The sequence below is a fragment of the Pseudomonas sp. Irchel 3H7 genome, assembly GCF_900187605.1.
GTDB lineage: Bacteria > Pseudomonadota > Gammaproteobacteria > Pseudomonadales > Pseudomonadaceae > Aquipseudomonas.
Window position 1 is genome coordinate 74,468 of the sequence record NZ_FYEA01000015.1, and the last position, 24,856, is coordinate 99,323.

The window sequence follows — 24,856 nt, forward strand, 5'->3', positions numbered from 1 at the left end:
GTAAAAGCCTTGATGGCGGTGTGTCAATTTGCCGCCCTAAAACTTTTGTCGAACAAGCGGTGCAGATCGCATCTGATCCGGTTTCGGCAACTGGCGTCTGGTAGGTGTCGAGAAGGCGCCGATAGGCCAGAATAGAGAGCCCGGCGAGCGGTCGGGATCGTGGAGAAATGAGTTATGGGGTTTGATCAGATACGTCAGCGCCGTTTGTCTGACGATATTGTCGAGCGACTTGAGGGGATGATCCTTGAGGGCACGCTGAAGTCCGGCGAACGGCTGCCGGCGGAGCGCACGCTGGCCGAACAATTTGGCGTATCACGGCCATCTCTGCGTGAAGCGATTCAGAAACTGGCGGCGAAAGGGCTGCTGGTCAGTCGCCAGGGCGGCGGCAATTATGTAGTGGAAAGCCTCGGGTCGACGTTCAGCGATCCGCTGTTGCAACTGCTTGAAAGCAACCCCGAAGCACAGCGTGATTTGCTCGAGTTTCGGCACACTCTGGAGGCATCGTGCGCCTATTACGCGGCATTGCGCGCAACTGATGTTGATCGTGAAAGGCTCACCGCAGCCTTCGAAGAGTTGCAGGATTGCTACTCGCGCCACGATGAAGTCAGCCGGGCGGAGGAGGGCGCGGCGGATGCGAAATTTCATCTGGCAATTGCCGAAGCCAGCCATAACGCGGTGTTGCTGCACACCATTCGCGGGCTGTTCGATCTGCTCAAGCGCAACGTGGTTACCAACATCGGCGGCATGTACAAGCAGCGCACGGAAACCCGCGACATGCTGATCACTCAACATCGGGAATTGTATCTGGCGATTATTGAAGGTCGCGCGGATCAGGCACGGGAAGTCTCCAGTCGACATATTTTGTATGTGCAGGAAGTGCTGGAAGAGGTGCGGCAGGAGGTTCAGCGCATGGCTCGGGCGGAGCGGCGCAAGGGGATGTGATTCTTTAAAGCAAAAGATCGCAGCCTGCGGCAACTCCTACAGGGAAATGCGAATCCCAGTGTAGGAGCTGCCGAAGGCTCGGGCCGCGATCGGACGATCTTTGCTTTCAAGGTCGGAAGATCAGTCTTCCTTGCCCTTATTGCGCACCGCACGCTGCAGTTCACGACCGGCATCGCGCTCGCGCTCGGTATCACGCTTGTCGTATTCCTTCTTGCCCTTGCCCAGAGCAATTTCGCACTTGACCATGTGCTTGCTCCAGTACCAGGACAGGCAGACGCAGGCGTAACCCTTTTGCTGCACAGCGGCGGCGAGTTTTTCCAGCTCGCGGCGGTTGAGCAGCAATTTGCGCGTGCGCACCGGGTCGGCGATGACGTGGGTGCTTGCGGTCATCAGAGGCGTGATGTGGCTGCCGAGCAACCACGCTTCGCCATCCTTGAGCAGCACATAGCTGTCGACCAGCTGTAGCTTGCTTGCCCGCAGACTTTTTACTTCCCAGCCGGCCAGGACCAGACCAGCCTCGAACTTGTGTTCGATGAAGTAATCGTGTCGCGCCTTTTTGTTCTGCGCGATGGTCCCTGTTGGGTGTTTCTTCTGTTTAGCCATAGGGGCGGCATTATATGGAGATAAACGGCTGTCGGCTACGGTGATGCTGCGTGCTTGAGCAGGTTGAGTGAATCCCGGACAATGCGGCCTCTTTTTCTAACGCTTGGGCGTGATAAACGATGTCGACAGACAAGGTTTCTGTCCACGGCAGTTGGGCTAGCCGCTGGGTTTTCATACTCGCCGCGACCGGTTCGGCCGTGGGACTGGGTAGCATCTGGAAGTTCCCCTACATGGTCGGGGTCTACGGCGGCGGCGCCTTTGTGCTGATGTTTCTGGCGTGCATCGCACTGATCGGCATCCCGGTCATGCTCGCTGAAACCCTGATCGGCCGGCGCGCCCGGCAAAGTCCGGCGAACGCCTTGAAGGTGCTGGCGCTGGAAGCCGGGCACTCGGGCAAGTGGTCGTGGGGGGCATTTGCCGGGATGATCACGGCATTGCTGATCTTGTCTTTCTACAGTGTGGTCGGCGGCTGGTCGCTGGACTACATCGTCGACATGGGCCGTGGCGACTTCCAGGGCGCAACGGCCGACCAGGTCGGCGCTTATTTCGGCAATGTCATCTCCAATCCATGGCGCCTGACACTTTGGCACACGATTTTCATGCTGCTGTCGGCCTTCGTCATCGCCAAAGGCGTGGTCGCCGGGCTTGAGCGCAGCCTGCGCATCATGATGCCGCTGCTGTTCGTGATGATTCTGGTGTTGCTGGGTTACAGCATGACCACCGGGCATTTCATGGAAGGCGTGCATTTCATGTTCGATTTCCACCCGGAAAAAGTCCTCGACGGCTTGTTACCAGCGATGGGGCATGCGTTCTTCTCGCTGAGCGTCGGTGTCGGTTCGATCATGATCTACGGCGCTTACATGCCGAAGAGTTCGTCGTTGTCCGGCACGGTTGTCGGTGTGGCCCTGCTCGATACCTTTGTTTCGCTGGTCGCCGGTCTAGCTCTGTTCCCGATTGTGTTTGCCGGCGGCCTGAACCCAAGCGAAGGCCCGGGCCTGATGTTCGTCAGCCTGCCATTTGCCTTTGGTAACGTGGCTTTCGGGCAACTGATGGGCGTGGTGTTCTTTGTGCTGGTGGCGATTGCGGCCTGGAGTTCGGCGATTTCGCTTCTGGAGCCGATGGTTGCCTATTTGGTTGAGCGCACGAAAGTCAGTCGCGCGTGGGTGACGTTCTGGCTGGCGTTCATCTGCTGGTTCGTCGGTCTGGGCACGGTGTTCTCCTTTAATATCTGGAAGGAAGCCAAATTTTTCGTGAACGAAGGCGGGATGTTCCACCTCTACCAATGGGGTGCGCAGAGCGGTCTGGACTTCTTTGGCGTGATCGATTTCTTCACCTCGCGGATCATGTTGCCGCTCGGTGGCCTGTGTTTTGTGCTGTTTGCCGGATGGGTGATGGGGCGTGAAGCGGTACGCGACGAGTTGTCGATCCGCAATCCGGCACTGTTCGCCCTGTCTTTGTTTTTGATGCGCTACGTGGCGCCCATCGGCATTCTTGTAGTGTTTGCCGCTCAGCTCTGGAAGTAACGCTCACATGACGACACATATTCAACGATCGGCATTACTGCCGTACCCGGCGCAATTCCTCTACGACCTGGTCAACGACGTGGCGCGTTACCCGGAATTTTTGCCGTGGTGCTCAGCCGCTGAAGTGCTGGAAAGTTCGCCGGAGCATATGCGCGCCAGCGTTGGCGTGGCCAAGGGCGGTCTCAGCCAGCATTTCGTGACGCGTAATACGCTGGTGCCGGGGCAGTCGATCGAGATGAACCTGGAAGAAGGTCCGTTCAATCAATTGCACGGCGTCTGGGTGTTCAAGGCCTTGAATGAGAAGGCCTGCAAGATCAGTCTGGATCTTTCGTTCGATTACGCCGGGCCACTGGTACGCGCGACGTTGGGGCCGCTGTTCAATCAGGCTGCCAACACGCTGGTGGACGCGTTCTGTCAGCGCGCCAAGCAGATGCATGGTTGAGCCGGTGATTGAGATAGAGGTCGTTTACGCCGCCGTGGACCGTCAGGTTTTACGCACTGTCAGCGTGAACGAGGGCGCGACGGTTCGCGATGCGGTTCTGGCGTCAGGTATCGGTAGCGAATTCCCTGAGCTGAATCTGGCGGAGTGCCCGTTGGGTATCTTCGGCAAAGTAGTGGCTGATCCGGATACGCGGGTAATTCAGGCGGGAGATCGCATCGAGATTTACCGCCCATTGCTTGCCGACCCCAAAGAAGTTCGACGTTTGCGTGCTGCCAAGGCTGCGGAAGCCAAGGCTCGAAACGCGTAAAAAGACAAATTGCAGGCAATAAAAAACCCGGAATTTCCGGGTTTTTTATTGCGTCGCAAATTATTGCGGCGAGGTGTCCAGCGGCTCTGGTGTTGGAACCGGAACGGTTTCTACCCCATCGACGTCCTTCTGGATCTGATCCAGCAAGGAACCTGGCTTGACCGGTTTTTCCGGTGTTGGCTTCTCGGCGTTTTCAGCAGGAGCGGTCACCGTAGTGCCACTGTCCTTGCCGAGAATGGCTTCGTCACGGCTTACGCCCGGCATAAAGTCACCGGACAGGCTGACAAGCTGGTCGTTTGAGTTGAAAATAACGCTGATGCGTTCCTGTTGGCGTTCACCGCCACCCGGTTGCAGGCTGTACAGATAATCCCAGCGATCGGCATGGAACGTGTCGACAAGCAGAGGGTTACCCATGATAAACCGTACTTGCGGCCGGGTCATTCCCGGGCGTAACTGGTCTATCATGTCCTGCGTGACGACATTGCCCTGCTGGATGTCGATTTTGTAAACCCCGGGGAATGAACAACCGGCGAGTGCGAGCAGTCCCACAAAGGTGAAACTGGTTAGCAAGAGCTTGGTGTTTTGCATCGGTGGGCGACTTCCACTATCTTGGCTGGGACAACGTAAACGCCGATCATACCCGCATTAAGAGAAGCTGCGAAGCAGCATCGCGAGAAAGCTGACCATGGTTGAAAATAGCGAACTACGCAAAGCCGGCCTTAAAGTGACCCTGCCACGGGTCAAGATCCTGCAAATGCTCGACTCTACAGAGCAGCGTCACATGAGCGCCGAGGACGTCTACAAGGCGTTGATGGAAGCTGGCGAGGACGTCGGTCTGGCCACGGTTTACCGTGTTCTGACCCAGTTCGAAGCGGCTGGCCTCGTGGTCCGTCACAACTTCGACGGCGGCCACGCGGTTTTTGAGTTGGCCGACAGTGGTCACCACGACCACATGGTTAACGTGGAAACCGGTGAGGTTGTCGAATTCGTCAGCCCGGAAATCGAAAAGCTCCAGAAGGCAATTGCCGAGGAGCACGGTGTCGAGTTGGTGGATCACAATCTGGTGCTGTACATCCGCAAGAAAAAGTAAGCATGTCGCGCGAATTTCACATTCGCGAAACGAACGAAGGCGACCCAAGGGTCGCCTTCGTGCTTTCTGTCGTTCCTAAACCTTGGCGGTAACGACCATTTTTTTCGCGTGAGCCAAGGACTCTTTGGTCAGATCGATGCCGCCGAGCATGCGCGCCACTTCTTCTATACGGTCGTTCTTGCTCAGTTTGGAGACGGCGGTGTGCGTTGCCTCTTCACCGCGCACCTTGTGCACGAACAGATGCTGATGACCCTGCGCTGCTACTTGTGGCAAGTGCGTCACGGTCAATACCTGGCCGCGATCGCCGAGACGGCGCAACAGTTGGCCGACAATTTCAGCCGTCGGGCCGCCGATGCCGACGTCCACTTCGTCGAACACCAGTGTCGGAACGCGGGAGGTCTGTGCGGTGATCACCTGAATTGCCAGGCTGATCCGTGACAGCTCACCACCGGAAGCGACTTTTGCCAGTGCCTTCAGCGGCTGGCCCGGGTTGGCGCTGACCAGCAATTCGACCTGTTCCAGCCCGTTGGGCAGCAACTCATCGCTGCTGTTAGCCTTCAATTCGATAGTGAATCGGCCGCCAGGCATGCCCAGTCGCTGAATCTCCTGCTCAACCGCGCTGGCGAGACTGCCGGCAGCCTGATGCCGCAAATCGCTCAGTTCCCGTGCCTTCTCTTGATAGTGGCGGGCATAGGAGGCCAGCTCTTCACCGAGGCGCTCGATGGATTCATCATTGGCGTTGAGGGTTTCGATTTCATCCAGCAACTTCTGCTGCATCTCACCCACTTCGGTCGGCTGGATCCGGTGCTTGCGCGCCAGGGTGTAGATCGCGTCGAGGCGTTCTTCCAGATATTGCAGGCGTGCCGGATCGGCATCGAAGTTATCGAGGAAGCGATTGAGTTCGCCAACGGCCTCTTCGACCTGGATCTGCGCACTGGTCAGCAGGCTGCTGGCTTCGCCCAGTGCGCCGACGGAGTTATTCACGCTCGACAGGCGGTTGAGGCTGGCGGTCAGTGCATTCAATACATTGCCAGAATCGCTTTCGCTGCATTGCTCGACCACTTGCCGGCAAATGCCCAGCAGCGTCTCGGCGTTGGTCAGGTTTTTGTGTTCCTGCTCCAGTTGCTCAAGTTCGTTATCGCCGAGACCGAGATTTTCCAGCTCTTCGAGTTGATAGCTCAGCAATTGGTGGCGCGCGCGTTGTTCGTCGCCGGAATTGGAGAGACGCTCCAGCTCCTGACGAGTCTGACGCCAGCGCTGGGCTGCGAGCTGAACCTGGCGCGCCAGGTCGGTAGCGCCGGCGTACTCGTCCAGCAGGCGTCGATGAGTATCGGTTTTCAGCAGGGACTGGTGTTCATGCTGGCTGTGGATATCGATCAACAACTCGCCCAGCGACTTGAGGTCGCCGAGTGGGCAAGGGGTGCCGTTGATGTAGCCACGCGAACGACCCTCCGACGTGATCACCCGGCGCAGAATGCACGGGCCATCCGTTTCCAGGTCGCGCTCGGCCAGCCATGCGCTGGCTTCAGGGATGTCCGCCAGATCGAAGGTCGCGAGGATGTCGGCCTTGTCGGCGCCGGGGCGAACCACGCCGCTGTCGGCACGATCACCTAGAGTCAGGCCCAGCGCGTCGAGCATGATCGACTTGCCGGCGCCGGTTTCACCCGTGATCACGCTCATCCCGCGATCAAGTTCGAGATCGAGATGTTCAACGATGGCGTAGTTATGTACGGACAGGTGCACCAGCATAAAAGGCCGCTCCCAAGCTAAAGGTCTGGTTATTTATACAGTGTTTTGTTTCAGGCTGACAATGCCCGTCCTTAGCTCGATTTGCTTGAACGTCAAATCTGCTTAGCGCATTGAGGAATGAAGATTCGACACTTTTTTGTAGGGTTAATGTTTGCAGGCCCTTGAAGCCTGATTTTGCGGCCCCATATATCGGGGCAGAAGCGCGAGTCAGGCTCGCGGACGAAATTGAAAGGAGAATTCTATGGCTGACGAACAGACAGTAGATACGCAAAACCCAGAAGCCAATCAGGCGCCCGAAGGTTCGGGTGATGACCTGGCGACCCGTGTACAAGTGCTCGAAGAGCAATTGGCCGCCGCGCAGGATCAATCTCTGCGTGTTGCTGCCGATCTGCAGAACGTCCGTCGCCGTGCCGAACAGGACGTCGAGAAGGCGCACAAGTTTGCCCTCGAAAAATTTGCCGGCGACCTGCTGCCGATCGTCGATAGCCTGGAGCGCGGCCTCGAGCTGTCGAACCCGGACGACGAAAGCATCCGCCCGATGCGCGAAGGTATCGAGCTGACGCTGAAAATGTTCCACGACACCCTCAAGCGTTATCAGTTGGAAGCGATCGATCCGCATGGCGAACCGTTCAACGCCGTTCAACATCAGGCGATGGCCATGCAGGAAAGCGCCGACGTAGAACCGAACAGCGTTCTGAAGGTGTTCCAGAAGGGCTACCAACTCAACGGTCGCCTGTTGCGCCCGGCCATGGTTGTGGTCAGCAAGGCGCCTGCGCCAATTTCGCCTTCGATTGACGAGAAGGCTTGAAATTAGCCGCAAGGCCCCCATTTAGAAGTCAAGCGTTTAAGTATTACCGCAGTCAGCCACCACTGCTGCGGCAAAAAAATCCAAAGTTTCGGGAGAGTTAACATGGGCAAAATTATCGGTATCGACCTGGGGACTACCAACTCCTGCGTCTCCGTGCTGGAAAACGGCAAAGCAAAAGTTATCGAAAACGCTGAAGGCGCGCGTACCACGCCGTCGATCATCGCTTACGCCAACGATGGCGAAATCCTGGTAGGTCAGTCGGCCAAGCGTCAGGCTGTGACCAACCCGCACAACACTCTGTACGCGGTAAAGCGTCTGATCGGTCGTCGTTTCGACGAAGAAGTTGTGCAGAAAGACATCCAGATGGTCCCTTACAAGATCGTCAAGGCTGACAACAACGACGCCTGGGTTGAAGTGAACGGCCAGAAAATGGCACCGCCACAAATCTCGGCTGAAATCCTGAAAAAGATGAAGAAAACCGCCGAAGACTATCTCGGCGAGACCGTGACCGAAGCGGTCATCACCGTTCCGGCCTACTTCAACGACAGCCAGCGTCAGGCGACCAAAGACGCCGGCCGCATCGCCGGTCTGGACGTAAAACGTATCATCAACGAACCAACCGCAGCCGCTCTGGCTTACGGCATGGACAAGGCCAAGGGCGATCACACCGTGATCGTTTATGACCTGGGTGGCGGTACTTTCGACGTTTCCGTGATCGAGATCGCTGAAGTTGATGGCGAGCACCAGTTCGAAGTTCTGGCCACCAACGGTGACACGTTCCTCGGCGGTGAAGACTTTGACATTCGTCTGATCGACTACCTCGTTGACGAATTCAAGAAAGAAAGCGGCATGAACCTCAAAGGTGATCCGCTGGCCATGCAGCGCCTGAAAGAAGCTGCTGAGAAAGCCAAGATCGAGCTGTCTTCCGCTCAGTCGACCGACGTCAACCTGCCGTACATCACTGCAGATGCGACCGGTCCTAAGCACCTGAACGTGAAGATTTCGCGTGCCAAGCTCGAAGCACTGGTTGAAGACCTGGTTCAGCGCACCATCGAACCTTGCCGCATCGCCATGAAAGACGCCGGTCTGGACGTTGGCGCGATCAACGACGTGATTCTGGTCGGTGGTCAGACCCGTATGCCGCTGGTACAGAAGCTGGTTACCGATTTCTTCGGTAAAGAAGCTCGCAAAGACGTTAACCCGGACGAAGCTGTTGCCATGGGTGCTGCGATTCAGGGCGCCGTTCTGGCCGGTGACGTGAAAGACGTTCTGCTGCTCGACGTCAGCCCGCTGACCCTGGGTATCGAAACCATGGGCGGCGTGATGACCGCGCTGATCGAGAAAAACACCACGATTCCTACCAAGAAATCGCAAGTGTTCTCGACTGCTGACGACAACCAGGGCGCTGTGACCATTCACGTGCTGCAGGGCGAGCGTAAGCAAGCCACTCAGAACAAGTCCCTGGGCAAGTTCGACCTGGCCGACATTCCACCAGCTCCACGTGGCGTGCCGCAGATCGAAGTGACCTTCGACATCGACGCTAACGGCATTCTGCACGTTGGTGCGAAAGACAAAGCGACCGGCAAGACCCAGTCGATCGTGATCAAGGCCAACTCCGGTCTGTCCGACGAAGAAATCGAGCGCATGGTGCGTGACGCCGAAGCTAACGCTGAGGAAGACCGCAAGTTCGAAGAGCTGGCCGCTGCCCGTAACCAGGGTGACGCACTGGTTCACTCGACTCGCAAGATGATTGCCGACGCGGGCGACAAAGTCACCGCTGAAGAGAAGACTGCGATCGAAGCTGCTGTGGTTGCTCTGGAAGCCGCTGTCAAAGGCGACGACAAAGCTGCTATCGAAGCCAAGGTTGAGGAGCTGTCGAAAGTCTCCGCTCCGGTTGCTCAGAAGATGTACGCCGAACAGGCTCAGCCAGCTGATGGCGCGGCCCCGCAAGGCGAATCGGCTGAGAAGGCTGACGACGTTGTCGATGCAGAGTTCGAAGAAGTCAAAGACCACAAGTAAGTTGTTGGTCGGCCGGTTGACTGCCTTCAGGCAGTGACTGGTAGGATGTCGCCGCGCGGGAGCTAGCTCCCGCGTTGGCGTATCTGGAATACGCGAATTTTTACAGCATGCGACAAGGTTCGGATGTTGGCGGTATGGCCGGGAATGCTCCTGCTTTTCGTGCCGAAAGTACCGCAAGAAACAAAGACCAGGATCGTTGAATTGACGTGAGTTGGGTCCGGGCCTGTATTGGGGCTCAACGAGTTTGGCCATCCTCAGGAGGGGTTTGCCGAACGTCCTCAAGAGTGCAGAAGACTTATGGCAAAGCGTGACTATTACGAAGTGTTGGGTGTTGAGCGCGGCTCAAGCGATGCGGACCTGAAGAAGGCTTACCGTCGTCTGGCGATGAAGCACCACCCGGACCGTAATCCCGATGACAAAGCGTCGGAAGAAATGTTCAAAGAGGCCAATGAGGCCTACGAAGTGCTGTCCGACTCGAGCAAGCGTGCGGCGTACGATCAGTACGGCCATGCCGGCGTCGACCCGAGCATGGGTGGTGGTGGCGCCGGCTTCGGTGGTCAGAACTTCTCGGACATCTTTGGTGATGTCTTCAGTGACTTCTTCGGTGGCGGTCGCGGCGGTTCCCGTGGCGGCGCTCAGCGTGGCAGCGACTTGCGCTACACCCTGGAGCTGAACCTGGAAGAAGCGGTGCGCGGCACCACCGTGAATATCCGTGTGCCGACGCTGGTCAATTGCAAACCGTGCGATGGTTCCGGCGCGAAAAAAGGCTCGTCGCCATCGACGTGCCCGACCTGCGGTGGCATCGGTCAGGTGCGCATGCAGCAGGGCTTCTTCTCGGTGCAGCAGACCTGCCCGCGTTGCCATGGCCAAGGCAAGATCATTTCCGATCCGTGCGATTCCTGTCATGGTGACGGTCGCGTTGAAGAGTACAAAACCCTGTCGGTCAAAGTGCCGGCCGGCGTCGATACCGGCGACCGCATTCGTCTGTCCGGCGAAGGCGAGGCGGGTACGCAAGGTGGTCCGACGGGCGACCTGTATGTAGTCATCAACGTCCGCGAGCACGACATTTTCCAGCGCGATGGCAAGCATCTGTTCTGCGAAGTACCGATCAGCTTCGTTGACGCAGCACTGGGTGGTGAGTTGGAAATCCCGACCCTCGACGGTCGCGTCAAACTGAAAATCCCTGAGGGTACTCAGACCGGCAAGCAGTTCCGCGTGCGTGGTAAAGGCGTGGCGCCGGTACGTGGCGGCGGTGCGGGCGATTTGATGTGCCGTGTGGCGGTCGAGACGCCGGTCAATCTGAATCGTCGTCAGCGCGAGCTGCTGGAGGAGTTCCGCAGTTCGCTGGCAGACGACAACAGTCATTCGCCGAAAACCACTGGCTGGTTCGATGGTGTGAAGCGCTTCTTCGGCGATCTCTAAGGAGTCGGCATGCGACGTATAGCTGTGATGGGCGCTGCTGGGCGCATGGGTAAGATTCTGGTCGAGGCCGTGCAGCAGAGTGCGCCGCTGACCGGTTTGACCGCCGCGGTGGTTCGTCCTGGCAGCACGCTGATCGGCGTCGATGCCGGTGAGCTGGCCTCGCTGGGTCGCATCGGCGTGCCGTTGTCCGGGCATGTCGAAGCTGTGGCTGAAGAGTTCGACGTATTGATCGACTTCACGCTGCCGGAAGTGATGCTGAAAAATCTGGCGTTCTGCCGCAAGGCAGGCAAGGCCATGGTTATCGGCACTACTGGGTTGGACGCTGCACAGAAGCAGTTGCTGGTCGAGGCGGGCAAGGACATTCCTATCGTCTTCGCGGCCAACTTCAGTGTTGGTGTCAATCTGTCGCTGAAGTTGCTCGATATGGCAGCGCGTGTGCTGGGTGATGATGCCGACATCGAAATCATCGAAGCTCATCACCGTCACAAGATCGATGCGCCTTCGGGTACGGCGTTGCGCATGGGTGAAGTGATCGCCGGTGCGCTGGAGCGTGATCTGCAGAAAGTCGCGGTCTACGGTCGTGAGGGTCATACCGGCGCTCGTGAGCGTGAAACCATCGGTTTCGCCACCGTGCGTGGTGGTGATGTGGTGGGTGACCACACCGTGCTGTTCGCCTGCGAAGGTGAGCGTCTGGAGATCACGCACAAGGCGTCGAGCCGCATGACGTTTGCCAAGGGCGCGGTGCGTGCGGCGGTGTGGCTGGATGGTCGCGAGCCTGGCCTGTATGACATGCAAGACGTGCTCGACCTGCGTTGATACACTGCTGAACCCAGCGCAAACGCCCTGTTTGCGCTGGGTTTTCTCCGCTTGGCGACGACCTGTCGCATTCTCCGGCCTTTTAGGCTCTTTAGCGGTGGACCAAAAAAGCCTTTTTCTGTAAGCTACAGCTTTAGTGTGTCCACTAAAAGCGCGCAGAATAATTCAGTGAAGAAGCGGGGTGACGTGTCCATACGTCACTCCGCTTTTTTACAACCTGCGATCGCCCTTTCATGCGTTATTTACGGGAGGTCTTCTTGACTAAGCCAGCCATACTTGCCCTTGCTGATGGCAGCATTTTTCGCGGCGAAGCCATTGGTGCCGACGGTCAAACCGTTGGTGAGGTGGTGTTCAACACCGCAATGACCGGCTATCAGGAAATCCTTACCGATCCTTCCTACGCCCAACAGATCGTTACCCTGACTTACCCGCACATCGGCAACACCGGCACCACGCCGGAAGACGCCGAGTCCGATCGCGTCTGGTCCGCTGGCCTGGTCATCCGTGACCTGCCGCTGGTAGCGAGCAACTGGCGTAACACGATGTCCCTGTCCGACTACCTGAAAGCCAACAACGTTGTGGCAATCGCCGGTATCGACACCCGTCGCCTGACCCGCATCCTGCGTGAAAAAGGCGCACAGAACGGCTGCATCATGGCCGGCGACAACATCTCCGAAGAAGCGGCAATCGCCGCTGCGCAAGGCTTCCCGGGCCTGAAGGGCATGGACCTGGCGAAAGTCGTCAGCACCAAGACTCAATACGAATGGCGTTCGACTGTCTGGGATCTGAAAACCGACAGCCACGCGACCATCGACGCTTCCGAGCTGCCGTACCACGTGGTTGCCTACGACTACGGCGTCAAGGTCAACATCCTGCGCATGCTGGTCGAGCGCGGCTGCCGCGTCACCGTGGTGCCTGCCCAGACTCCAGCTGCCGATGTACTGGCGCTGAAGCCGGACGGCGTGTTCCTGTCCAACGGCCCTGGTGATCCGGAGCCATGCGACTACGCGATCAAGGCGATCAAGGAAGTCCTGGAAACCGAAATTCCGGTATTCGGCATCTGCCTCGGTCACCAACTGCTGGCACTGGCCTCCGGCGCCAAGACCCTGAAAATGGGCCACGGCCACCATGGTGCCAACCACCCGGTGCAGGATCTGGACACTGGCGTCGTGATGATCACCAGCCAGAACCACGGTTTCGCGGTAGACGAAGAAACCCTGCCAGCCAACGTGCGTGCGATCCACAAATCGCTGTTCGACGGCACCCTGCAAGGCATCGAGCGCACCGACAAGAGCGCGTTCAGCTTCCAGGGTCACCCTGAAGCGAGCCCGGGCCCGAACGACGTCGCGCCACTGTTCGACCGCTTCATCAACGAGATGGCCAAGCGACGCTAAGCGTTCGCCTTGAGACTGTAGAGAGAAGCCCCTCGAGGGCGGCCCCGACACCGGCGGCCCCTTCGAGACTTCAGAAATCGATCAAGACGGCTTGCCGACTGACCTGCGGATTTGAGTGACAAACCCATGCCAAAACGTACAGACATTAAAAGCATCCTGATTCTCGGCGCTGGCCCGATCGTTATCGGCCAGGCCTGCGAATTCGACTACTCCGGCGCTCAGGCCTGTAAAGCCCTGCGCGAAGAGGGTTACCGCGTCATCCTGGTGAACTCCAACCCGGCCACCATCATGACCGACCCGGACATGGCCGACGCTACCTACATCGAGCCGATCAAGTGGCAGACCGTTGCCAAGATCATCGAAAAAGAGCGTCCGGACGCGGTGCTGCCAACCATGGGCGGCCAGACGGCTCTGAACTGCGCCCTGGACCTGGAGCGCGAAGGCGTTCTGGAGAAGTTCGGCGTAGAAATGATCGGCGCCAACGCCGACACCATCGACAAGGCTGAAGACCGTTCGCGTTTCGACAAGGCGATGAAATCCATCGGCCTGGCGTGCCCGCGTTCCGGTATCGCCCACAGCATGGAAGAAGCCAACGCGGTTCTCGAAACCCTCGGCTTCCCGTGCATCATCCGTCCGTCCTTCACCATGGGTGGCACCGGTGGCGGTATCGCTTATAACCGTGAAGAGTTCGAAGAAATCTGCGCCCGTGGTCTGGACCTGTCGCCGACCAAAGAGCTGTTGATCGACGAATCGCTGATCGGCTGGAAAGAATATGAAATGGAAGTTGTCCGCGACAAAAAGGACAACTGCATCATCGTCTGCTCGATCGAAAACTTCGACCCGATGGGCGTGCACACCGGTGACTCGATCACCGTGGCTCCTGCGCAAACCCTGACCGACAAGGAATACCAGATCCTGCGTAACGCCTCCCTGGCGGTACTGCGCGAGATCGGCGTCGAGACGGGCGGTTCCAACGTTCAATTCGGTATCTGCCCGAACACTGGCCGCATGGTCGTGATCGAAATGAACCCGCGTGTATCGCGTTCTTCGGCACTGGCTTCGAAAGCCACCGGTTTCCCGATCGCCAAAGTCGCGGCCAAACTGGCTGTGGGTTACACCCTCGACGAACTGTCGAACGACATCACCGGCGGCAAGACCCCGGCGTCCTTCGAGCCGTCGATCGACTACGTCGTGACCAAGCTGCCACGTTTTGCCTTCGAGAAATTCGCCAAGGCCGACGCACGCCTGACCACGCAAATGAAGTCGGTTGGTGAAGTCATGGCCATCGGCCGTACTTTCCAGGAATCCCTGCAGAAAGCTCTGCGCGGTCTGGAAGTGGGCGTTTGCGGTCTGGACGAGAAGCTCGACCTGAGCAACCCGGAAAGCATGAGCGTGCTCAAGCGTGAACTGACCGTGCCGGGCGCTGAGCGTATCTGGTACGTGGCGGATGCTTTCCGCGCTGGCCTGTCGGTCGAAGACATCTTCGGCATGAACATGATCGATCCGTGGTTCCTGGTGCAGATCGAAGATCTGATCAAGGAAGAAGAGAAGGTCAAGACCCTCGGTCTGTCCGCTATCGACCGCGACCTGATGTTCAAGCTCAAGCGCAAAGGCTTCTCCGATCAGCGTCTGGCCAAGCTGCTGGGTGTGACCGAGAAGAACCTGCGTACGCACCGCCAGAAGCTGGAAGTGTTCCCGGTCTACAAGCGCGTTGACACCTGCGCCGCCGAGTTCGCCACCGATACCGCTTACCTCTACTCGACCTACGAGGAAGAGTGCGAAGCCGCACCGTCGGGTCGCGACAAGATCATGATTCTGGGTGGTGGTCCGAACCGTATCGGCCAGGGCATCGAGTTCGACTATTGCTGCGTCCACGCTGCCCTCGCTCTGCGAGAAGACGGCTACGAAACCATCATGGTCAACTGCAACCCGGAAACCGTTTCCACCGACTACGACACTTCCGACCGTCTGTACTTCGAGCCGGTAACCCTGGAAGACGTGCTGGAAATCTGCCGCGTCGAGAAGCCGAAAGGTGTGATCGTTCAGTACGGCGGCCAGACTCCGCTGAAACTGGCTCGTGCTCTGGAGGCGGCTGGCGTGCCAATCATCGGCACCAGCCCTGACGCCATCGACCGTGCTGAAGACCGTGAGCGCTTCCAGCAAATGGTTGAGCGCCTGAACCTGCGTCAGCCGCCTAACGCCACCGTGCGTAGCGAAGACGAAGCGGTTCGCGCTGCCGCGAAAATCGGTTATCCGCTGGTGGTGCGCCCGTCCTATGTACTGGGCGGCCGCGCGATGGAAATCGTTTACAAGGAAGACGAGCTCAAGCGTTACCTGCGTGATGCAGTGCAAGTGTCCAACGACAGCCCGGTGCTGCTCGACCACTTCCTCAACTGCGCCATCGAAATGGACGTGGATGCGGTCTGCGACGGTAAAGACGTGGTGATCGGCGCGATCATGCAGCACATCGAACAGGCTGGCGTTCACTCCGGTGACTCCGCGTGCTCGCTGCCGCCGTACTCGCTGCCTGCGCATATCCAGGACGAGATGCGCGAACAGGTCAAGAAAATGGCCTTGGAACTGGGCGTTGTCGGCCTGATGAACGTGCAGCTGGCTTTGCAGGGCGAAGACATCTACGTCATCGAAGTCAACCCGCGTGCTTCCCGTACCGTACCGTTCGTATCGAAGTGCATCGGTGTTTCCCTGGCGATGATCGCTGCCCGCGTAATGGCCGGTAAGACTTTGAAAGAAATCGGCTTCACCAAAGAAATCATCCCGAACTTCTACAGCGTGAAAGAGGCGGTGTTCCCGTTCGCCAAATTCCCTGGCGTTGACCCGATCCTTGGCCCAGAGATGAAGTCGACCGGTGAAGTGATGGGCGTTGGCGACACCTTCGGTGAAGCATTCGCCAAAGCCCAGATGGGCGCCAGCGAAGTGCTGCCGACCGGCGGTACTGCGTTCATCAGCGTGCGCGATGACGACAAGCCACTGGTTGCAGGCGTAGCCCGCGATCTGATCAACTTGGGTTTCGAAGTGGTTGCCACTGCCGGTACTGCCAAGCTGATCGAAGCCGCAGGCCTGAAAGTGCGCCGTGTGAACAAGGTGACCGAGGGGCGTCCGCACGTGGTCGACATGATCAAGAATGACGAAGTCACCCTGATCATCAACACCACCGAAGGTCGTCAGTCGATCGCTGATTCGTACTCCATTCGTCGTAATGCCTTGCAGCACAAGATCTATTGCACCACCACCATTGCTGCTGGCGAAGCTATCTGTGAAGCGCTGAAGTTCGGTCCGGAAAAGACCGTGCGCCGCTTGCAGGATCTACACGCAGGATTGAAGGCATGATCAAATACCCAATGACCGTCCAGGGCGCTAAAGCCCTGGAAGAAGAACACGCTCACCTGACCAAGGTCGTCCGTCCGAAGCTTAGCCAGGACATCGGTACGGCCCGCGAGTTGGGTGACTTGAAAGAGAACGCTGAATACCATGCCGCCCGCGAACAGCAAGGCATGGTCGAGGCGCGGATTCGCGACATCGAAGGCCGGATTCAGAATCAGGTCATCATCGATGTCACAACTATTCCGCACACCGGCAAAGTGATTTTCGGTACCACCGTCGAAATCGCCAACGTCGAGACCGATGAAAGCGTCACTTACCACATCGTGGGTGAGGATGAGGCTGACTTCAAACTCGGCAAGATTTCGGTCGGCTCGCCTTTGGCCCGTGCCTTGATCGGCAAGGAAGAGGGCGATGTGGTCGCCGTGAAAACGCCAAGCGGCGTGATCGAGTACGAGATTGTCGAAGTCCGTCACATCTGAAAAAGGGCGCCCGCTGCATGCGGGCGCCATGCTTTGGCAGCTGACTCAGATGCTCTGGGTTGGCGGTCTATGGCTGATTCATCTCGGTTTGCAGCCGGCGCTGGGCCAGATTGGCCTGGCACCGTTGCTGATCGATGAAGTCGCCAGTGCATTTGAAGTGCTGGTGGTGGGGTTTTCCGCCGCATGCGTTATTTTTCAGGCTTTGGTGCTGGTACAGGCCGAGGGCCTTGCCAGTCTATGGCGAGATTTTCGCGGACAGGTTCTGTTGATGGCGATGTACGCGTGTGCGATGTTTGTCGCAGTGCGTGTCGGCTGGCCGGATGCGCAGCGCTGGCAGGTATTCAGTTATCTGGTTCTGGGGTTTTCCGGGCTGGTGCTGGTGATGCAGCCTGTGCCGGGATGGAGTGGCAGGGTGCGCCAGGCACACCCTTGACCCCTTTCATCACTTGAAGCGATGAACGTTCGACAGCTGCTTGTTGACGCTGAAGTTCTTGCGGTAAATCAGTGCCATCTTGCCGATGACCTGCACCAGGTCCGCTTTGCCAACCTTGCACAGTTCTGCGATGTGCGCCAGGCGCGACTCGCGATCGAGGATGTTGAGCTTGATCTTGATCAGCTCGTGATCCGCCAAGGCGCGTTCAAGTTCGGCTAAAACACCTTCAGTCAAACCGTTGTCAGCCACCGTCAAAACCGGTTTCAGGTGGTGGCCAATGGATTTGTACTGTTTCTTCTGCTCTGGAGTGAGCGGCATAATCTGACCCTTTCGTCTGGATTCTGTAAAATGGCGGCCATTTTACCCGAGGGCTCGTGGATCCGCCCAATTAATCACGACCCTTATCAACGAGGTGCCCAATGGCGCGTTCCAAGACAAGCCTTGGTTGGCTGAAAAGACATGTCAATGATCCTTATGTGAAACAAGCACAGAAGGATGGCTACCGCTCGCGTGCGAGTTACAAGCTTCTGGAGATCCAGGAGAAATACAAGCTGATCCGTCCCGGCATGAGCGTGGTCGACCTGGGTGCAGCGCCCGGTGGCTGGTCGCAGGTCACCAGCCGGCTGATCGGTGGTCAGGGGCGTCTGATCGCCTCGGACATCCTGGAAATGGACAGTATCCCTGACGTGACCTTCATTCAGGGAGACTTCACCGAGGACGAAGTGCTCGGGCGGATTCTTGAGGCTGTGGGTAATTCGCAGGTGGACCTTGTGATTTCCGATATGGCCCCCAATATGAGTGGTACGCCTGAAGTGGATATGCCAAAAGCCATGTTCCTTTGCGAGTTGGCGCTTGATCTGGCTGAACGGATACTCAAGCCGGGTGGTAATTTCGTGATCAAGATTTTTCAGGGTGAAGGGTTTGATGTTTACCTGAAGGATGCTCGCAAGAAGTTCGACAAGATCCAGATGATCAAGCCGGACTCCTCTCGTGGCAGCTCCCGCGAGCAATACATGCTGGCTTGGGGTTATCGCGGGCGTAGCGAGTAAAACGAGGTTTTTGTGCGGGGTGATAGGTTTTTAGTATTTCGCCCGGCTAGCATTAACGAATATTGTGTAGAAAGTGTTTCACAAAGGGTTACAGACGGCGCCTGCCAGAGTCGTAGGTAATGTAGTAAGTTAGGCCGGTGAATATCATGCGAAGCGCGCGCCAGTAGCGGAGCTTGCTTCAGAGGGTAGTTAATTGAACGATATGGCAAAGAATCTGATCCTGTGGTTGATCATCGCGGCTGTCCTGGTGACGGTGATGAACAACTTCTCCAGCCCTAACGAGCCGCAGACCCTCAACTATTCCGACTTCATCCAGCAGGTCAAGGATGGCAAGGTCGAGCGCGTAGCCGTTGATGGTTATGTGATTACCGGCAAGCGCAACGACGGCGACAGCTTCAAGACCATTCGTCCGGCAATCCAGGACAATGGCCTGATCGGCGATCTGGTCGACAACCACGTTGTGGTTGAAGGCAAGCAGCCAGAGCAGCAAAGCATCTGGACCCAGTTGCTGGTAGCCAGCTTCCCGATCCTGGTGATCATCGCGGTGTTCATGTTCTTCATGCGCCAGATGCAGGGCGGTGCCGGCGGCAAGGGCGGACCGATGAGCTTCGGCAAGAGCAAGGCGCGCCTGCTCTCCGAAGATCAGGTGAAAACCACTCTGGCTGACGTTGCTGGTTGCGACGAAGCCAAAGAGGAAGTCGGCGAACTCGTTGAGTTTCTGCGTGATCCGGGCAAGTTCCAGCGTCTGGGTGGCCGCATTCCTCGTGGCGTGCTGATGGTCGGCCCTCCGGGTACCGGTAAAACCTTGCTGGCCAAGGCGATTGCCGGCGAAGCCAAGGTTCCGTTCTTCACCATTTCCGGTTCTGACTTCGTCGAAATGTTCGTCGGTGTCGGTGCCAGTCGTGTTCGTGACATGTTCGAGCAGGCGAAGAAGCACGCGCCTTGCATCATCTTCATCGACGAAATCGACGCCGTCGGTCGCCATCGTGGCGCCGGCATGGGTGGCGGTCACGACGAGCGCGAGCAGACCCTCAACCAATTGCTGGTTGAGATGGACGGCTTCGAGATGAATGACGGCATCATTGTTATCGCTGCAACCAACCGTCCAGACGTACTCGACCCTGCGCTGCTGCGTCCGGGCCGTTTCGACCGTCAGGTCGTGGTCGGTTTGCCGGATATCCGTGGTCGCGAGCAGATTCTCAAGGTTCACATGCGCAAGGTGCCAATGGGAGACGACGTCGCTCCGGCCGTAATCGCGCGTGGTACTCCGGGCTTCTCGGGTGCTGACCTGGCCAACCTGGTCAACGAAGCGTCGCTGTTTGCTGCGCGCAGCGGCAAACGCATCGTTGAAATGAAAGAATTCGAACTGGCCAAAGACAAGATCATGATGGGCGCCGAGCGCAAATCGATGGTCATGTCCGAGAAAGAAAAGCAGAACACCGCTTATCACGAAGCTGGCCATGCCATTGTTGGTCGCGTCGTCCCTGAGCATGATCCGGTCTACAAGGTGTCGATCATTCCGCGCGGTCGTGCGCTGGGTGTGACGATGTTCCTGCCGGAAGAAGATCGCTACAGCCTGTCCAAGCGCGCGCTGATCAGTCAGATCTGCTCGCTGTACGGCGGCCGTATTGCGGAAGAAATGACCTTGGGCTTCGACGGTGTGACTACCGGCGCTTCCAACGACATCATGCGTGCCAGTCAGATTGCGCGGAACATGGTGACCAAGTGGGGCTTGTCGGAAAAACTCGGTCCGTTGATGTATGCCGAAGAAGAGGGTGAAGTATTCCTCGGTCGTGGCGGTGGTGGGCAGGCTGCCAGCTTCTCCGGTGAGACAGCCAAGCTGATCGACTCCGAAGTGCGCAGCATCATTGATCAGTGCTACGGCACGGCCAAACAGATCCTCACGGATAACCGTGACAAGCTCGACGCCATGGCTGATGCCCTCATGAAGTATGAAACGATCGATGCTGAACAGATCGATGACATCATGGCAGGTCGTACACCTCGCGAGCCTCGCGACTGGTCGGGTGGCACAGGTACTCCGCCACCACCAGTGGTTCGGGACGAGCGTCCGGAAACACCGATTGGCGGTCCGGCTGCTGACGTTTAAGGTTTGAAATGACTTCTGTACAGTCCCTGACCCGGTTGCCTTGCGGCAACCGGGTTCTTGATTTGGCCCAGACGCATGTCATGGGCATTCTCAATGTCACCCCCGATTCTTTCTCCGACGGCGGCCAATACAGTCAGCTGGATGCGGCCTTGCGTCACGCCGAAGCTATGGTTGCAGCCGGTGCGACGCTGATTGATGTCGGTGGCGAATCCACGCGTCCCGGTGCGCGAGCTGTCTCTCCGCTTGAGGAGCTTGAGCGCGTCGCGCCGATCGTCGAGCTGATCAATCGCGAGCTTGATGTGATCATCTCGGTGGATACGTCTACTCCTGCCGTCATGCGCGAAACTGCGCGGTTGGGCGCCGGGCTGATCAACGACGTGCGCTCGCTGCAGCGCGATGGTGCGCTGGATGCGGCGGCAGCTACCGGTTTACCGGTGTGCCTCATGCATATGCTCGGTGAGCCAGGTGATATGCAGGACAACCCGCAGTATCAGGATGTCACGCGCGAGGTGGGCGAGTTTCTCGCTGAGCGCATGACACAGTGTGCGGCGGCAGGTATTCCTGCCGAGCGCATCATCCTCGATCCGGGTTTCGGTTTCGCCAAAACCCTGCAGCACAATCTAAGCTTGTTCAAGCACATGGAAGCCCTGCATGCGTTGGGTCGGCCGCTGCTTGTTGGTGTTTCTCGAAAAAGCATGATTGGCCACGCCCTGAATCGTCCTGTGGGCGAACGGCTGCACGGTGGATTGGCATTGGCGGCATTGGCATCGGTAAAAGGTGCGCGAATTTTGCGTGTCCATGACGTGGCGGAAACGGTAGACGTGGTGCGGATGATCGCGGCCGTGGAATCAGCCGAATAAGAATGATGGAGCACTTATGAGCAAGAAATACTTTGGTACTGACGGCATTCGTGGTCGAGTCGGTGAATACCCGATTACTCCTGACTTCATGCTCAAGCTCGGCTGGGCGGCCGGCATGGCCTTTCGCAAGATGGGCGCCTGCAAAGTGCTGGTCGGCAAGGACACGCGGATTTCCGGTTATATGTTTGAGTCGGCACTTGAGGCTGGTCTGACGTCGGCGGGAGCTGATGTGATGCTGCTGGGGCCTATGCCGACGCCGGCTATCGCATATCTGTCGCGCACCTTCCAGGCTGAGGCCGGTATCGTGATCAGTGCTTCGCACAACCCGCATGACGATAACGGCATCAAATTTTTCTCCGGTAAGGGCACAAAGCTGCCGGATGAGCTGGAGTTGATGATCGAGGAATTGCTCGATACTCCGATGACCGTGGTCGAGTCGAGCAAAATCGGCAAGGTTTCTCGGATCAACGACGCATCGGGTCGCTACATCGAATTTTGCAAGAGCAGTGTGCCAACCGGTACCAGTTTTTCCGGCCTCAAAATAGTCATCGACTGTGCGCACGGCGCGACCTATAAAGTGGCTCCGAGTGTCTTCCGGGAGCTGGGTGCAGAAGTCGTCGTACTGTCGGCCCAGCCTAACGGTCTGAACATCAACGAGAATTGCGGCTCGACCCATATGGGGCAGCTGCAGGCGGCGGTACTGGCTGAACATGCTGATCTAGGTATTGCTTTTGATGGCGACGGTGATCGGGTTTTGATGGTCGATCACACGGGCGCCATCGTTGATGGCGACGAATTGTTGTTCATCATCGCTCGTGATCTGCATGAGCGTGGCAAATTGCAGGGCGGCGTGGTCGGTACATTGATGAGCAACCTGGGTCTGGAGTTGGCGCTGGCCGATCTTTCGATTCCGTTCATTCGTGCCAATGTCGGCGACCGCTACGTGATCGCCGAACTGCTTGAGCGCAATTGGCTGGTCGGTGGCGAGAATTCGGGGCATATCGTTTGCTTCAATCACACCACAACCGGTGATGCGATCATCGCGGCTTTGCAAGTGCTGATGGCGCTGAAGACCCGCAATGAAGGACTGGCGCAAACACGTCAGGCTTTGCGCAAGTGTCCTCAGGTACTGATCAATGTGCGTTTCGGTGGTGGCGAAAGTCCGTTGGAACACCCGGCTGTCAAGGAAGCCAGTGCGCGCGTCACCCAGGCAATGGCAGGACGCGGACGCGTGCTTTTGCGCAAGTCCGGGACAGAGCCTCTGGTGCGCGTAATGGTCGAAGGCGAGGACGAAACTCAGGTTCGTAACTATGCCGAAGAGCTGGCAAAACTGGTAACTGAAGTTTCTGCCTGATTCGGCTTGCAAGCCATGATTGTGTTGGGTAACATCTGCGCCCACTTTGACCGACGAGGTACAGCATGCGTCGCCCTATGGTAGCTGGTAACTGGAAGATGCACGGTACCCGCGCCAGCGTCGCTGAGCTGATCAACGGCCTTCGTCATCTGGCCTTGCCAAGCGGTGTTGATGTCGCGGTATTTCCGCCTTGCTTGTATATCAATCAAGTGATTGATGGCTTGAAAGGCAAATCGATTTCGGTCGGTGCGCAGAATTCTGCGGTGGAAGCCATGCAAGGTGCATTGACCGGTGAAATTGCTCCGAGTCAGTTAGTGGATGCAGGTTGTTCCCTGGTACTTGTCGGGCACTCCGAACGCCGCCAGATAATGGGCGAGCGAGACGGTATGCTGAATCGCAAGTTCGCAGCGGCACAGGCATGCGGCTTGATTCCGGTGTTGTGCGTAGGGGAGACTCTCGAGCAGCGCGAAGCCGGGAAAACTCTTGAGGTTGTCGGGCGTCAGCTGGGCAGTATCATTGAGGAGCTGGGTGTAGGTGCCTTTGCCAAGGCAGTCATTGCTTACGAGCCTGTCTGGGCCATTGGTACCGGACTGACTGCAACGCCGCAACAGGCTCAGGATGTGCATAAAGCCATTCGCGAGCAGTTGGCGGCAGAGAATTCTGAAGTCGCACGAGGTGTGCGGCTTCTATACGGCGGCAGCGTGAAGGCGGCCAATGCGGTCGAACTGTTCGGCATGCCGGATATCGATGGGGGGCTCATTGGTGGAGCTTCCCTGAATGCAGATGAGTTCGGTGCGATCTGTCGCGCCGCGGGAAACTGAAAAAATGCTGGAAACAGTCGTAGTCGTTTTTCATCTGCTGGGTGCATTGGGCGTAGTTGCTCTGGTTTTGCTGCAGCAGGGTAAGGGTGCGGACGCTGGCGCGTCTTTCGGAGCAGGTGCTTCAAATACTGTGTTCGGAAGCCAAGGTTCCTCTACCTTTCTTAGTAAGTTTACTGCTATACTTGCCGCCGGTTTCTTCATAACCAGCTTGGGGTTAGGTTACTTTGCTAAAGAGAAGGCTCATCAGCTGACTCAGGCAGGTCTCCCAAATCCAGCAGTGTTGGAAGTGCCTAAGCAACAACAACCGGCTTCTGATGATGTCCCGGTGCTTCAAGAGCAAAAGTCGGCTACTCCAGCGACTGACGTACCTCCAGCTCAAGAGCAGAAGTAAGAAGGTTTCAAACGTAGTTTTGCCGAGGTGGTGGAATTGGTAGACACGCAACCTTGAGGTGGTTGTGCCCATAGGGTGTAGGGGTTCGAGTCCCCTTCTCGGTACCAATTAGTCAGGAGAGCCCGCTGTTGCGGGCTTTCTTGCAGGTGGAAGGTTACATTGACCCTATAAGGGATCGGTCGTATACTTCCGCCCCAGCTTTGTCGCGGGGTGGAGCAGTCTGGTAGCTCGTCGGGCTCATAACCCGAAGGTCGTCGGTTCAAATCCGGCCCCCGCAACCAGTTTAAGGAGCCCCTTTTAAGGGGCTTTTTGTTAGCTGGACACTTTCAACGCCGCTGTTCGACGGCGTTTCAAGGATGGGCGTTTCGCCCATTTTTTTATTTTGCAAAGCATGCACATATCATGCACTAGGGGGTTCAGGTGTCGAGCAAGCTAGAAGAGTTGCAGGCCTTGCTGGCCCCGGTGGTCGTGGCCCTGGGCTATGAATGCTGGGGTATCGAGTTTTCGGCTCAGGGTCGTCACTCGATGTTGCGCGTTTATATCGATAAAGAGGGCGGCGTGCTGGTGGACGATTGCGCCATTGTCAGCCGTCAGATCAGCGGTGTACTGGATGTTGAAGATCCTATCTCCGTTGAATACACCCTCGAAGTTTCCTCGCCTGGCATGGAGCGCCCACTGTTCACTCTTGAGCAGTTTGCAAAATTTGCCGGTGAACAAGTGAAGATCAAGCTGCGCTCGCCTTTTGAAGGTCGACGCAACTTTCAGGGCCTTCTGCGCGGTGTAGAAGAACAGGATGTCGTGGTGCAGGTAGATGACCATGAGTTCCTGTTGCCGATCGATATGATCGACAAGGCCAACATTATTCCCAGTTTTGACTGAGACGCGGATCCCGCGGATCCAAT

Annotated in this window: 24 protein-coding genes and 2 tRNA genes; 22 read left to right on the top strand and 4 right to left on the bottom strand. The window is 57.5% G+C overall.

Annotated features, from left to right (window positions below; genetic code table 11):
* The first annotated feature begins 174 nt into the window (after window positions 1-174).
* Complete coding sequence (locus CKW38_RS25800; protein ID WP_095114214.1) at window positions 175-942, top strand: FCD domain-containing protein; 768 nt, start codon at window positions 175-177, stop codon at window positions 940-942.
* Between the two features lie 120 nt (window positions 943-1,062).
* Here the strand turns inward: CKW38_RS25800 and smpB are convergent, their stop codons facing one another.
* On the bottom strand, window positions 1,063-1,545 hold the full coding sequence (smpB, locus tag CKW38_RS25805; protein WP_007915208.1) for an SsrA-binding protein SmpB: 483 nt from the start codon (window positions 1,543-1,545) through the stop codon (window positions 1,063-1,065).
* A gap of 119 nt (window positions 1,546-1,664) precedes the next feature.
* On the opposite strand from smpB, the gene CKW38_RS25810 reads away from it, so the two are divergent.
* The 3 genes from CKW38_RS25810 to CKW38_RS25820 are packed head-to-tail and all read left to right on the top strand — an operon-like array spanning window position 1,665 to window position 3,817.
* The gene (locus CKW38_RS25810) at window positions 1,665-3,068 is read left to right on the top strand and encodes a sodium-dependent transporter (RefSeq protein WP_007915211.1); all 1,404 of its coding nucleotides are present in this window, start codon (window positions 1,665-1,667) and stop codon (window positions 3,066-3,068) included.
* A gap of 7 nt (window positions 3,069-3,075) precedes the next feature.
* Window positions 3,076-3,510 (top strand): type II toxin-antitoxin system RatA family toxin, encoded by a 435-nt coding sequence (locus CKW38_RS25815; protein WP_007915213.1) that lies wholly within the window; start codon window positions 3,076-3,078, stop codon window positions 3,508-3,510.
* The gene (locus CKW38_RS25820) at window positions 3,503-3,817 is read left to right on the top strand and encodes an RnfH family protein (RefSeq protein ID WP_095114215.1); all 315 of its coding nucleotides are present in this window, start codon (window positions 3,503-3,505) and stop codon (window positions 3,815-3,817) included. Before CKW38_RS25815 ends, CKW38_RS25820 begins: the two co-directional genes overlap by 8 nt.
* Window positions 3,818-3,877: 60 nt before the next feature.
* Here the strand turns inward: CKW38_RS25820 and CKW38_RS25825 are convergent, their stop codons facing one another.
* On the bottom strand, window positions 3,878-4,405 hold the full coding sequence (locus CKW38_RS25825) for an outer membrane protein assembly factor BamE (RefSeq protein WP_007915215.1): 528 nt from the start codon (window positions 4,403-4,405) through the stop codon (window positions 3,878-3,880).
* Between the two features lie 97 nt (window positions 4,406-4,502).
* Between CKW38_RS25825 and fur the strand changes: the two genes are divergently transcribed.
* Window positions 4,503-4,907, top strand: a complete 405-nt coding sequence (fur, locus tag CKW38_RS25830) for a ferric iron uptake transcriptional regulator (RefSeq protein WP_007915216.1) — start codon at window positions 4,503-4,505, stop codon at window positions 4,905-4,907.
* Between the two features lie 75 nt (window positions 4,908-4,982).
* Here the strand turns inward: fur and recN are convergent, their stop codons facing one another.
* Window positions 4,983-6,656 (bottom strand): DNA repair protein RecN, encoded by a 1,674-nt coding sequence (gene recN / locus CKW38_RS25835; RefSeq protein ID WP_007915217.1) that lies wholly within the window; start codon window positions 6,654-6,656, stop codon window positions 4,983-4,985.
* Window positions 6,657-6,897: 241 nt separating this feature from the next.
* Between recN and grpE the strand changes: the two genes are divergently transcribed.
* The 8 genes from grpE (at window position 6,898) to CKW38_RS25875 (ending at window position 17,369) form a co-directional block, all read left to right on the top strand.
* Complete coding sequence (gene grpE, locus CKW38_RS25840) at window positions 6,898-7,464, top strand: nucleotide exchange factor GrpE (RefSeq protein ID WP_007915219.1); 567 nt, start codon at window positions 6,898-6,900, stop codon at window positions 7,462-7,464.
* 102 nt (window positions 7,465-7,566) lie between these two features.
* Window positions 7,567-9,483, top strand: coding sequence for a molecular chaperone DnaK (dnaK, locus tag CKW38_RS25845; RefSeq protein WP_007915221.1), 1,917 nt, complete (start codon window positions 7,567-7,569; stop codon window positions 9,481-9,483).
* Between the two features lie 297 nt (window positions 9,484-9,780).
* Complete coding sequence (gene dnaJ / locus CKW38_RS25850) at window positions 9,781-10,905, top strand: molecular chaperone DnaJ (protein ID WP_007915222.1); 1,125 nt, start codon at window positions 9,781-9,783, stop codon at window positions 10,903-10,905.
* A 9-nt stretch (window positions 10,906-10,914) separates the two neighbouring features.
* Complete coding sequence (dapB, locus tag CKW38_RS25855; protein WP_007915223.1) at window positions 10,915-11,721, top strand: 4-hydroxy-tetrahydrodipicolinate reductase; 807 nt, start codon at window positions 10,915-10,917, stop codon at window positions 11,719-11,721.
* 257 nt (window positions 11,722-11,978) lie between these two features.
* Window positions 11,979-13,115 carry a glutamine-hydrolyzing carbamoyl-phosphate synthase small subunit gene (gene carA / locus CKW38_RS25860; RefSeq protein ID WP_007915228.1) on the top strand — a complete coding sequence of 379 codons (1,137 nt, stop codon included), beginning with the start codon at window positions 11,979-11,981 and terminating at the stop codon, window positions 13,113-13,115.
* Between the two features lie 126 nt (window positions 13,116-13,241).
* Entirely contained in the window at window positions 13,242-16,463 is a 3,222-nt protein-coding gene (gene carB / locus CKW38_RS25865) for a carbamoyl-phosphate synthase large subunit (RefSeq protein ID WP_007915231.1), read from the top strand.
* Window positions 16,460-16,936 carry a transcription elongation factor GreA gene (gene greA, locus CKW38_RS25870; RefSeq protein WP_003221530.1) on the top strand — a complete coding sequence of 159 codons (477 nt, stop codon included), beginning with the start codon at window positions 16,460-16,462 and terminating at the stop codon, window positions 16,934-16,936. The genes carB and greA overlap by 4 nt, the downstream gene beginning before the upstream one ends.
* A gap of 28 nt (window positions 16,937-16,964) precedes the next feature.
* On the top strand, window positions 16,965-17,369 hold the full coding sequence (locus tag CKW38_RS25875) for a hypothetical protein (protein ID WP_007915233.1): 405 nt from the start codon (window positions 16,965-16,967) through the stop codon (window positions 17,367-17,369).
* Window positions 17,370-17,378: 9 nt separating this feature from the next.
* Here CKW38_RS25875 and CKW38_RS25880 read toward each other — a convergent pair whose 3' ends face one another.
* Entirely contained in the window at window positions 17,379-17,687 is a 309-nt protein-coding gene (locus tag CKW38_RS25880) for a YhbY family RNA-binding protein (protein ID WP_007915235.1), read from the bottom strand.
* A 101-nt stretch (window positions 17,688-17,788) separates the two neighbouring features.
* On the opposite strand from CKW38_RS25880, the gene rlmE reads away from it, so the two are divergent.
* From rlmE to rimP, 9 genes are all read left to right on the top strand, one after another.
* Window positions 17,789-18,418: a 23S rRNA (uridine(2552)-2'-O)-methyltransferase RlmE gene (gene rlmE / locus CKW38_RS25885; RefSeq protein ID WP_007915237.1), complete on the top strand. Its 630-nt coding sequence runs from the start codon at window positions 17,789-17,791 to the stop codon at window positions 18,416-18,418.
* 202 nt (window positions 18,419-18,620) lie between these two features.
* Window positions 18,621-20,528: an ATP-dependent zinc metalloprotease FtsH gene (ftsH, locus tag CKW38_RS25890; protein ID WP_016986501.1), complete on the top strand. Its 1,908-nt coding sequence runs from the start codon at window positions 18,621-18,623 to the stop codon at window positions 20,526-20,528.
* 8 nt (window positions 20,529-20,536) lie between these two features.
* A complete protein-coding gene (gene folP, locus CKW38_RS25895; RefSeq protein WP_095114216.1) occupies window positions 20,537-21,388 on the top strand; it encodes a dihydropteroate synthase in 852 nt (283 codons plus the stop codon).
* Window positions 21,389-21,404: 16 nt separating this feature from the next.
* The gene (glmM, locus tag CKW38_RS25900; RefSeq protein ID WP_064119464.1) at window positions 21,405-22,742 is read left to right on the top strand and encodes a phosphoglucosamine mutase; all 1,338 of its coding nucleotides are present in this window, start codon (window positions 21,405-21,407) and stop codon (window positions 22,740-22,742) included.
* A gap of 65 nt (window positions 22,743-22,807) precedes the next feature.
* On the top strand, window positions 22,808-23,563 hold the full coding sequence (gene tpiA / locus CKW38_RS25905) for a triose-phosphate isomerase (protein WP_007915248.1): 756 nt from the start codon (window positions 22,808-22,810) through the stop codon (window positions 23,561-23,563).
* A 4-nt stretch (window positions 23,564-23,567) separates the two neighbouring features.
* Window positions 23,568-23,954, top strand: coding sequence for a preprotein translocase subunit SecG (gene secG / locus CKW38_RS25910; RefSeq protein WP_016986497.1), 387 nt, complete (start codon window positions 23,568-23,570; stop codon window positions 23,952-23,954).
* 21 nt (window positions 23,955-23,975) lie between these two features.
* Window positions 23,976-24,061 (top strand) — tRNA-Leu (locus tag CKW38_RS25915).
* A gap of 97 nt (window positions 24,062-24,158) precedes the next feature.
* Window positions 24,159-24,235, top strand: a tRNA-Met gene (locus CKW38_RS25920).
* A 139-nt stretch (window positions 24,236-24,374) separates the two neighbouring features.
* Window positions 24,375-24,833 (top strand): ribosome maturation factor RimP, encoded by a 459-nt coding sequence (rimP, locus tag CKW38_RS25925; protein WP_007915250.1) that lies wholly within the window; start codon window positions 24,375-24,377, stop codon window positions 24,831-24,833.
* Window positions 24,834-24,856 lie beyond the last annotated feature (23 nt).

Coding starts and splice junctions, on each gene's coding strand:
- smpB (WP_007915208.1), bottom strand. CDS start 1,545: ATGGCTAAACAGAAGAAACACCCAACAGGGACCATCGCGCAGAACAAA.
- recN (WP_007915217.1), bottom strand. CDS start 6,656: ATGCTGGTGCACCTGTCCGTACATAACTACGCCATCGTTGAACATCTC.
- CKW38_RS25820 (WP_095114215.1), top strand. CDS start 3,503: ATGGTTGAGCCGGTGATTGAGATAGAGGTCGTTTACGCCGCCGTGGAC.
- ftsH (WP_016986501.1), top strand. CDS start 18,621: ATGGCAAAGAATCTGATCCTGTGGTTGATCATCGCGGCTGTCCTGGTG.
- carB (WP_007915231.1), top strand. CDS start 13,242: ATGCCAAAACGTACAGACATTAAAAGCATCCTGATTCTCGGCGCTGGC.
- secG (WP_016986497.1), top strand. CDS start 23,568: ATGCTGGAAACAGTCGTAGTCGTTTTTCATCTGCTGGGTGCATTGGGC.
- CKW38_RS25880 (WP_007915235.1), bottom strand. CDS start 17,687: ATGCCGCTCACTCCAGAGCAGAAGAAACAGTACAAATCCATTGGCCAC.
- dapB (WP_007915223.1), top strand. CDS start 10,915: ATGCGACGTATAGCTGTGATGGGCGCTGCTGGGCGCATGGGTAAGATT.
- CKW38_RS25875 (WP_007915233.1), top strand. CDS start 16,965: ATGCTTTGGCAGCTGACTCAGATGCTCTGGGTTGGCGGTCTATGGCTG.
- CKW38_RS25825 (WP_007915215.1), bottom strand. CDS start 4,405: ATGCAAAACACCAAGCTCTTGCTAACCAGTTTCACCTTTGTGGGACTG.
- dnaK (WP_007915221.1), top strand. CDS start 7,567: ATGGGCAAAATTATCGGTATCGACCTGGGGACTACCAACTCCTGCGTC.
- glmM (WP_064119464.1), top strand. CDS start 21,405: ATGAGCAAGAAATACTTTGGTACTGACGGCATTCGTGGTCGAGTCGGT.
- CKW38_RS25815 (WP_007915213.1), top strand. CDS start 3,076: ATGACGACACATATTCAACGATCGGCATTACTGCCGTACCCGGCGCAA.
- greA (WP_003221530.1), top strand. CDS start 16,460: ATGATCAAATACCCAATGACCGTCCAGGGCGCTAAAGCCCTGGAAGAA.
- fur (WP_007915216.1), top strand. CDS start 4,503: ATGGTTGAAAATAGCGAACTACGCAAAGCCGGCCTTAAAGTGACCCTG.
- grpE (WP_007915219.1), top strand. CDS start 6,898: ATGGCTGACGAACAGACAGTAGATACGCAAAACCCAGAAGCCAATCAG.
- folP (WP_095114216.1), top strand. CDS start 20,537: ATGACTTCTGTACAGTCCCTGACCCGGTTGCCTTGCGGCAACCGGGTT.
- rlmE (WP_007915237.1), top strand. CDS start 17,789: ATGGCGCGTTCCAAGACAAGCCTTGGTTGGCTGAAAAGACATGTCAAT.
- CKW38_RS25810 (WP_007915211.1), top strand. CDS start 1,665: ATGTCGACAGACAAGGTTTCTGTCCACGGCAGTTGGGCTAGCCGCTGG.
- dnaJ (WP_007915222.1), top strand. CDS start 9,781: ATGGCAAAGCGTGACTATTACGAAGTGTTGGGTGTTGAGCGCGGCTCA.
- tpiA (WP_007915248.1), top strand. CDS start 22,808: ATGCGTCGCCCTATGGTAGCTGGTAACTGGAAGATGCACGGTACCCGC.
- CKW38_RS25800 (WP_095114214.1), top strand. CDS start 175: ATGGGGTTTGATCAGATACGTCAGCGCCGTTTGTCTGACGATATTGTC.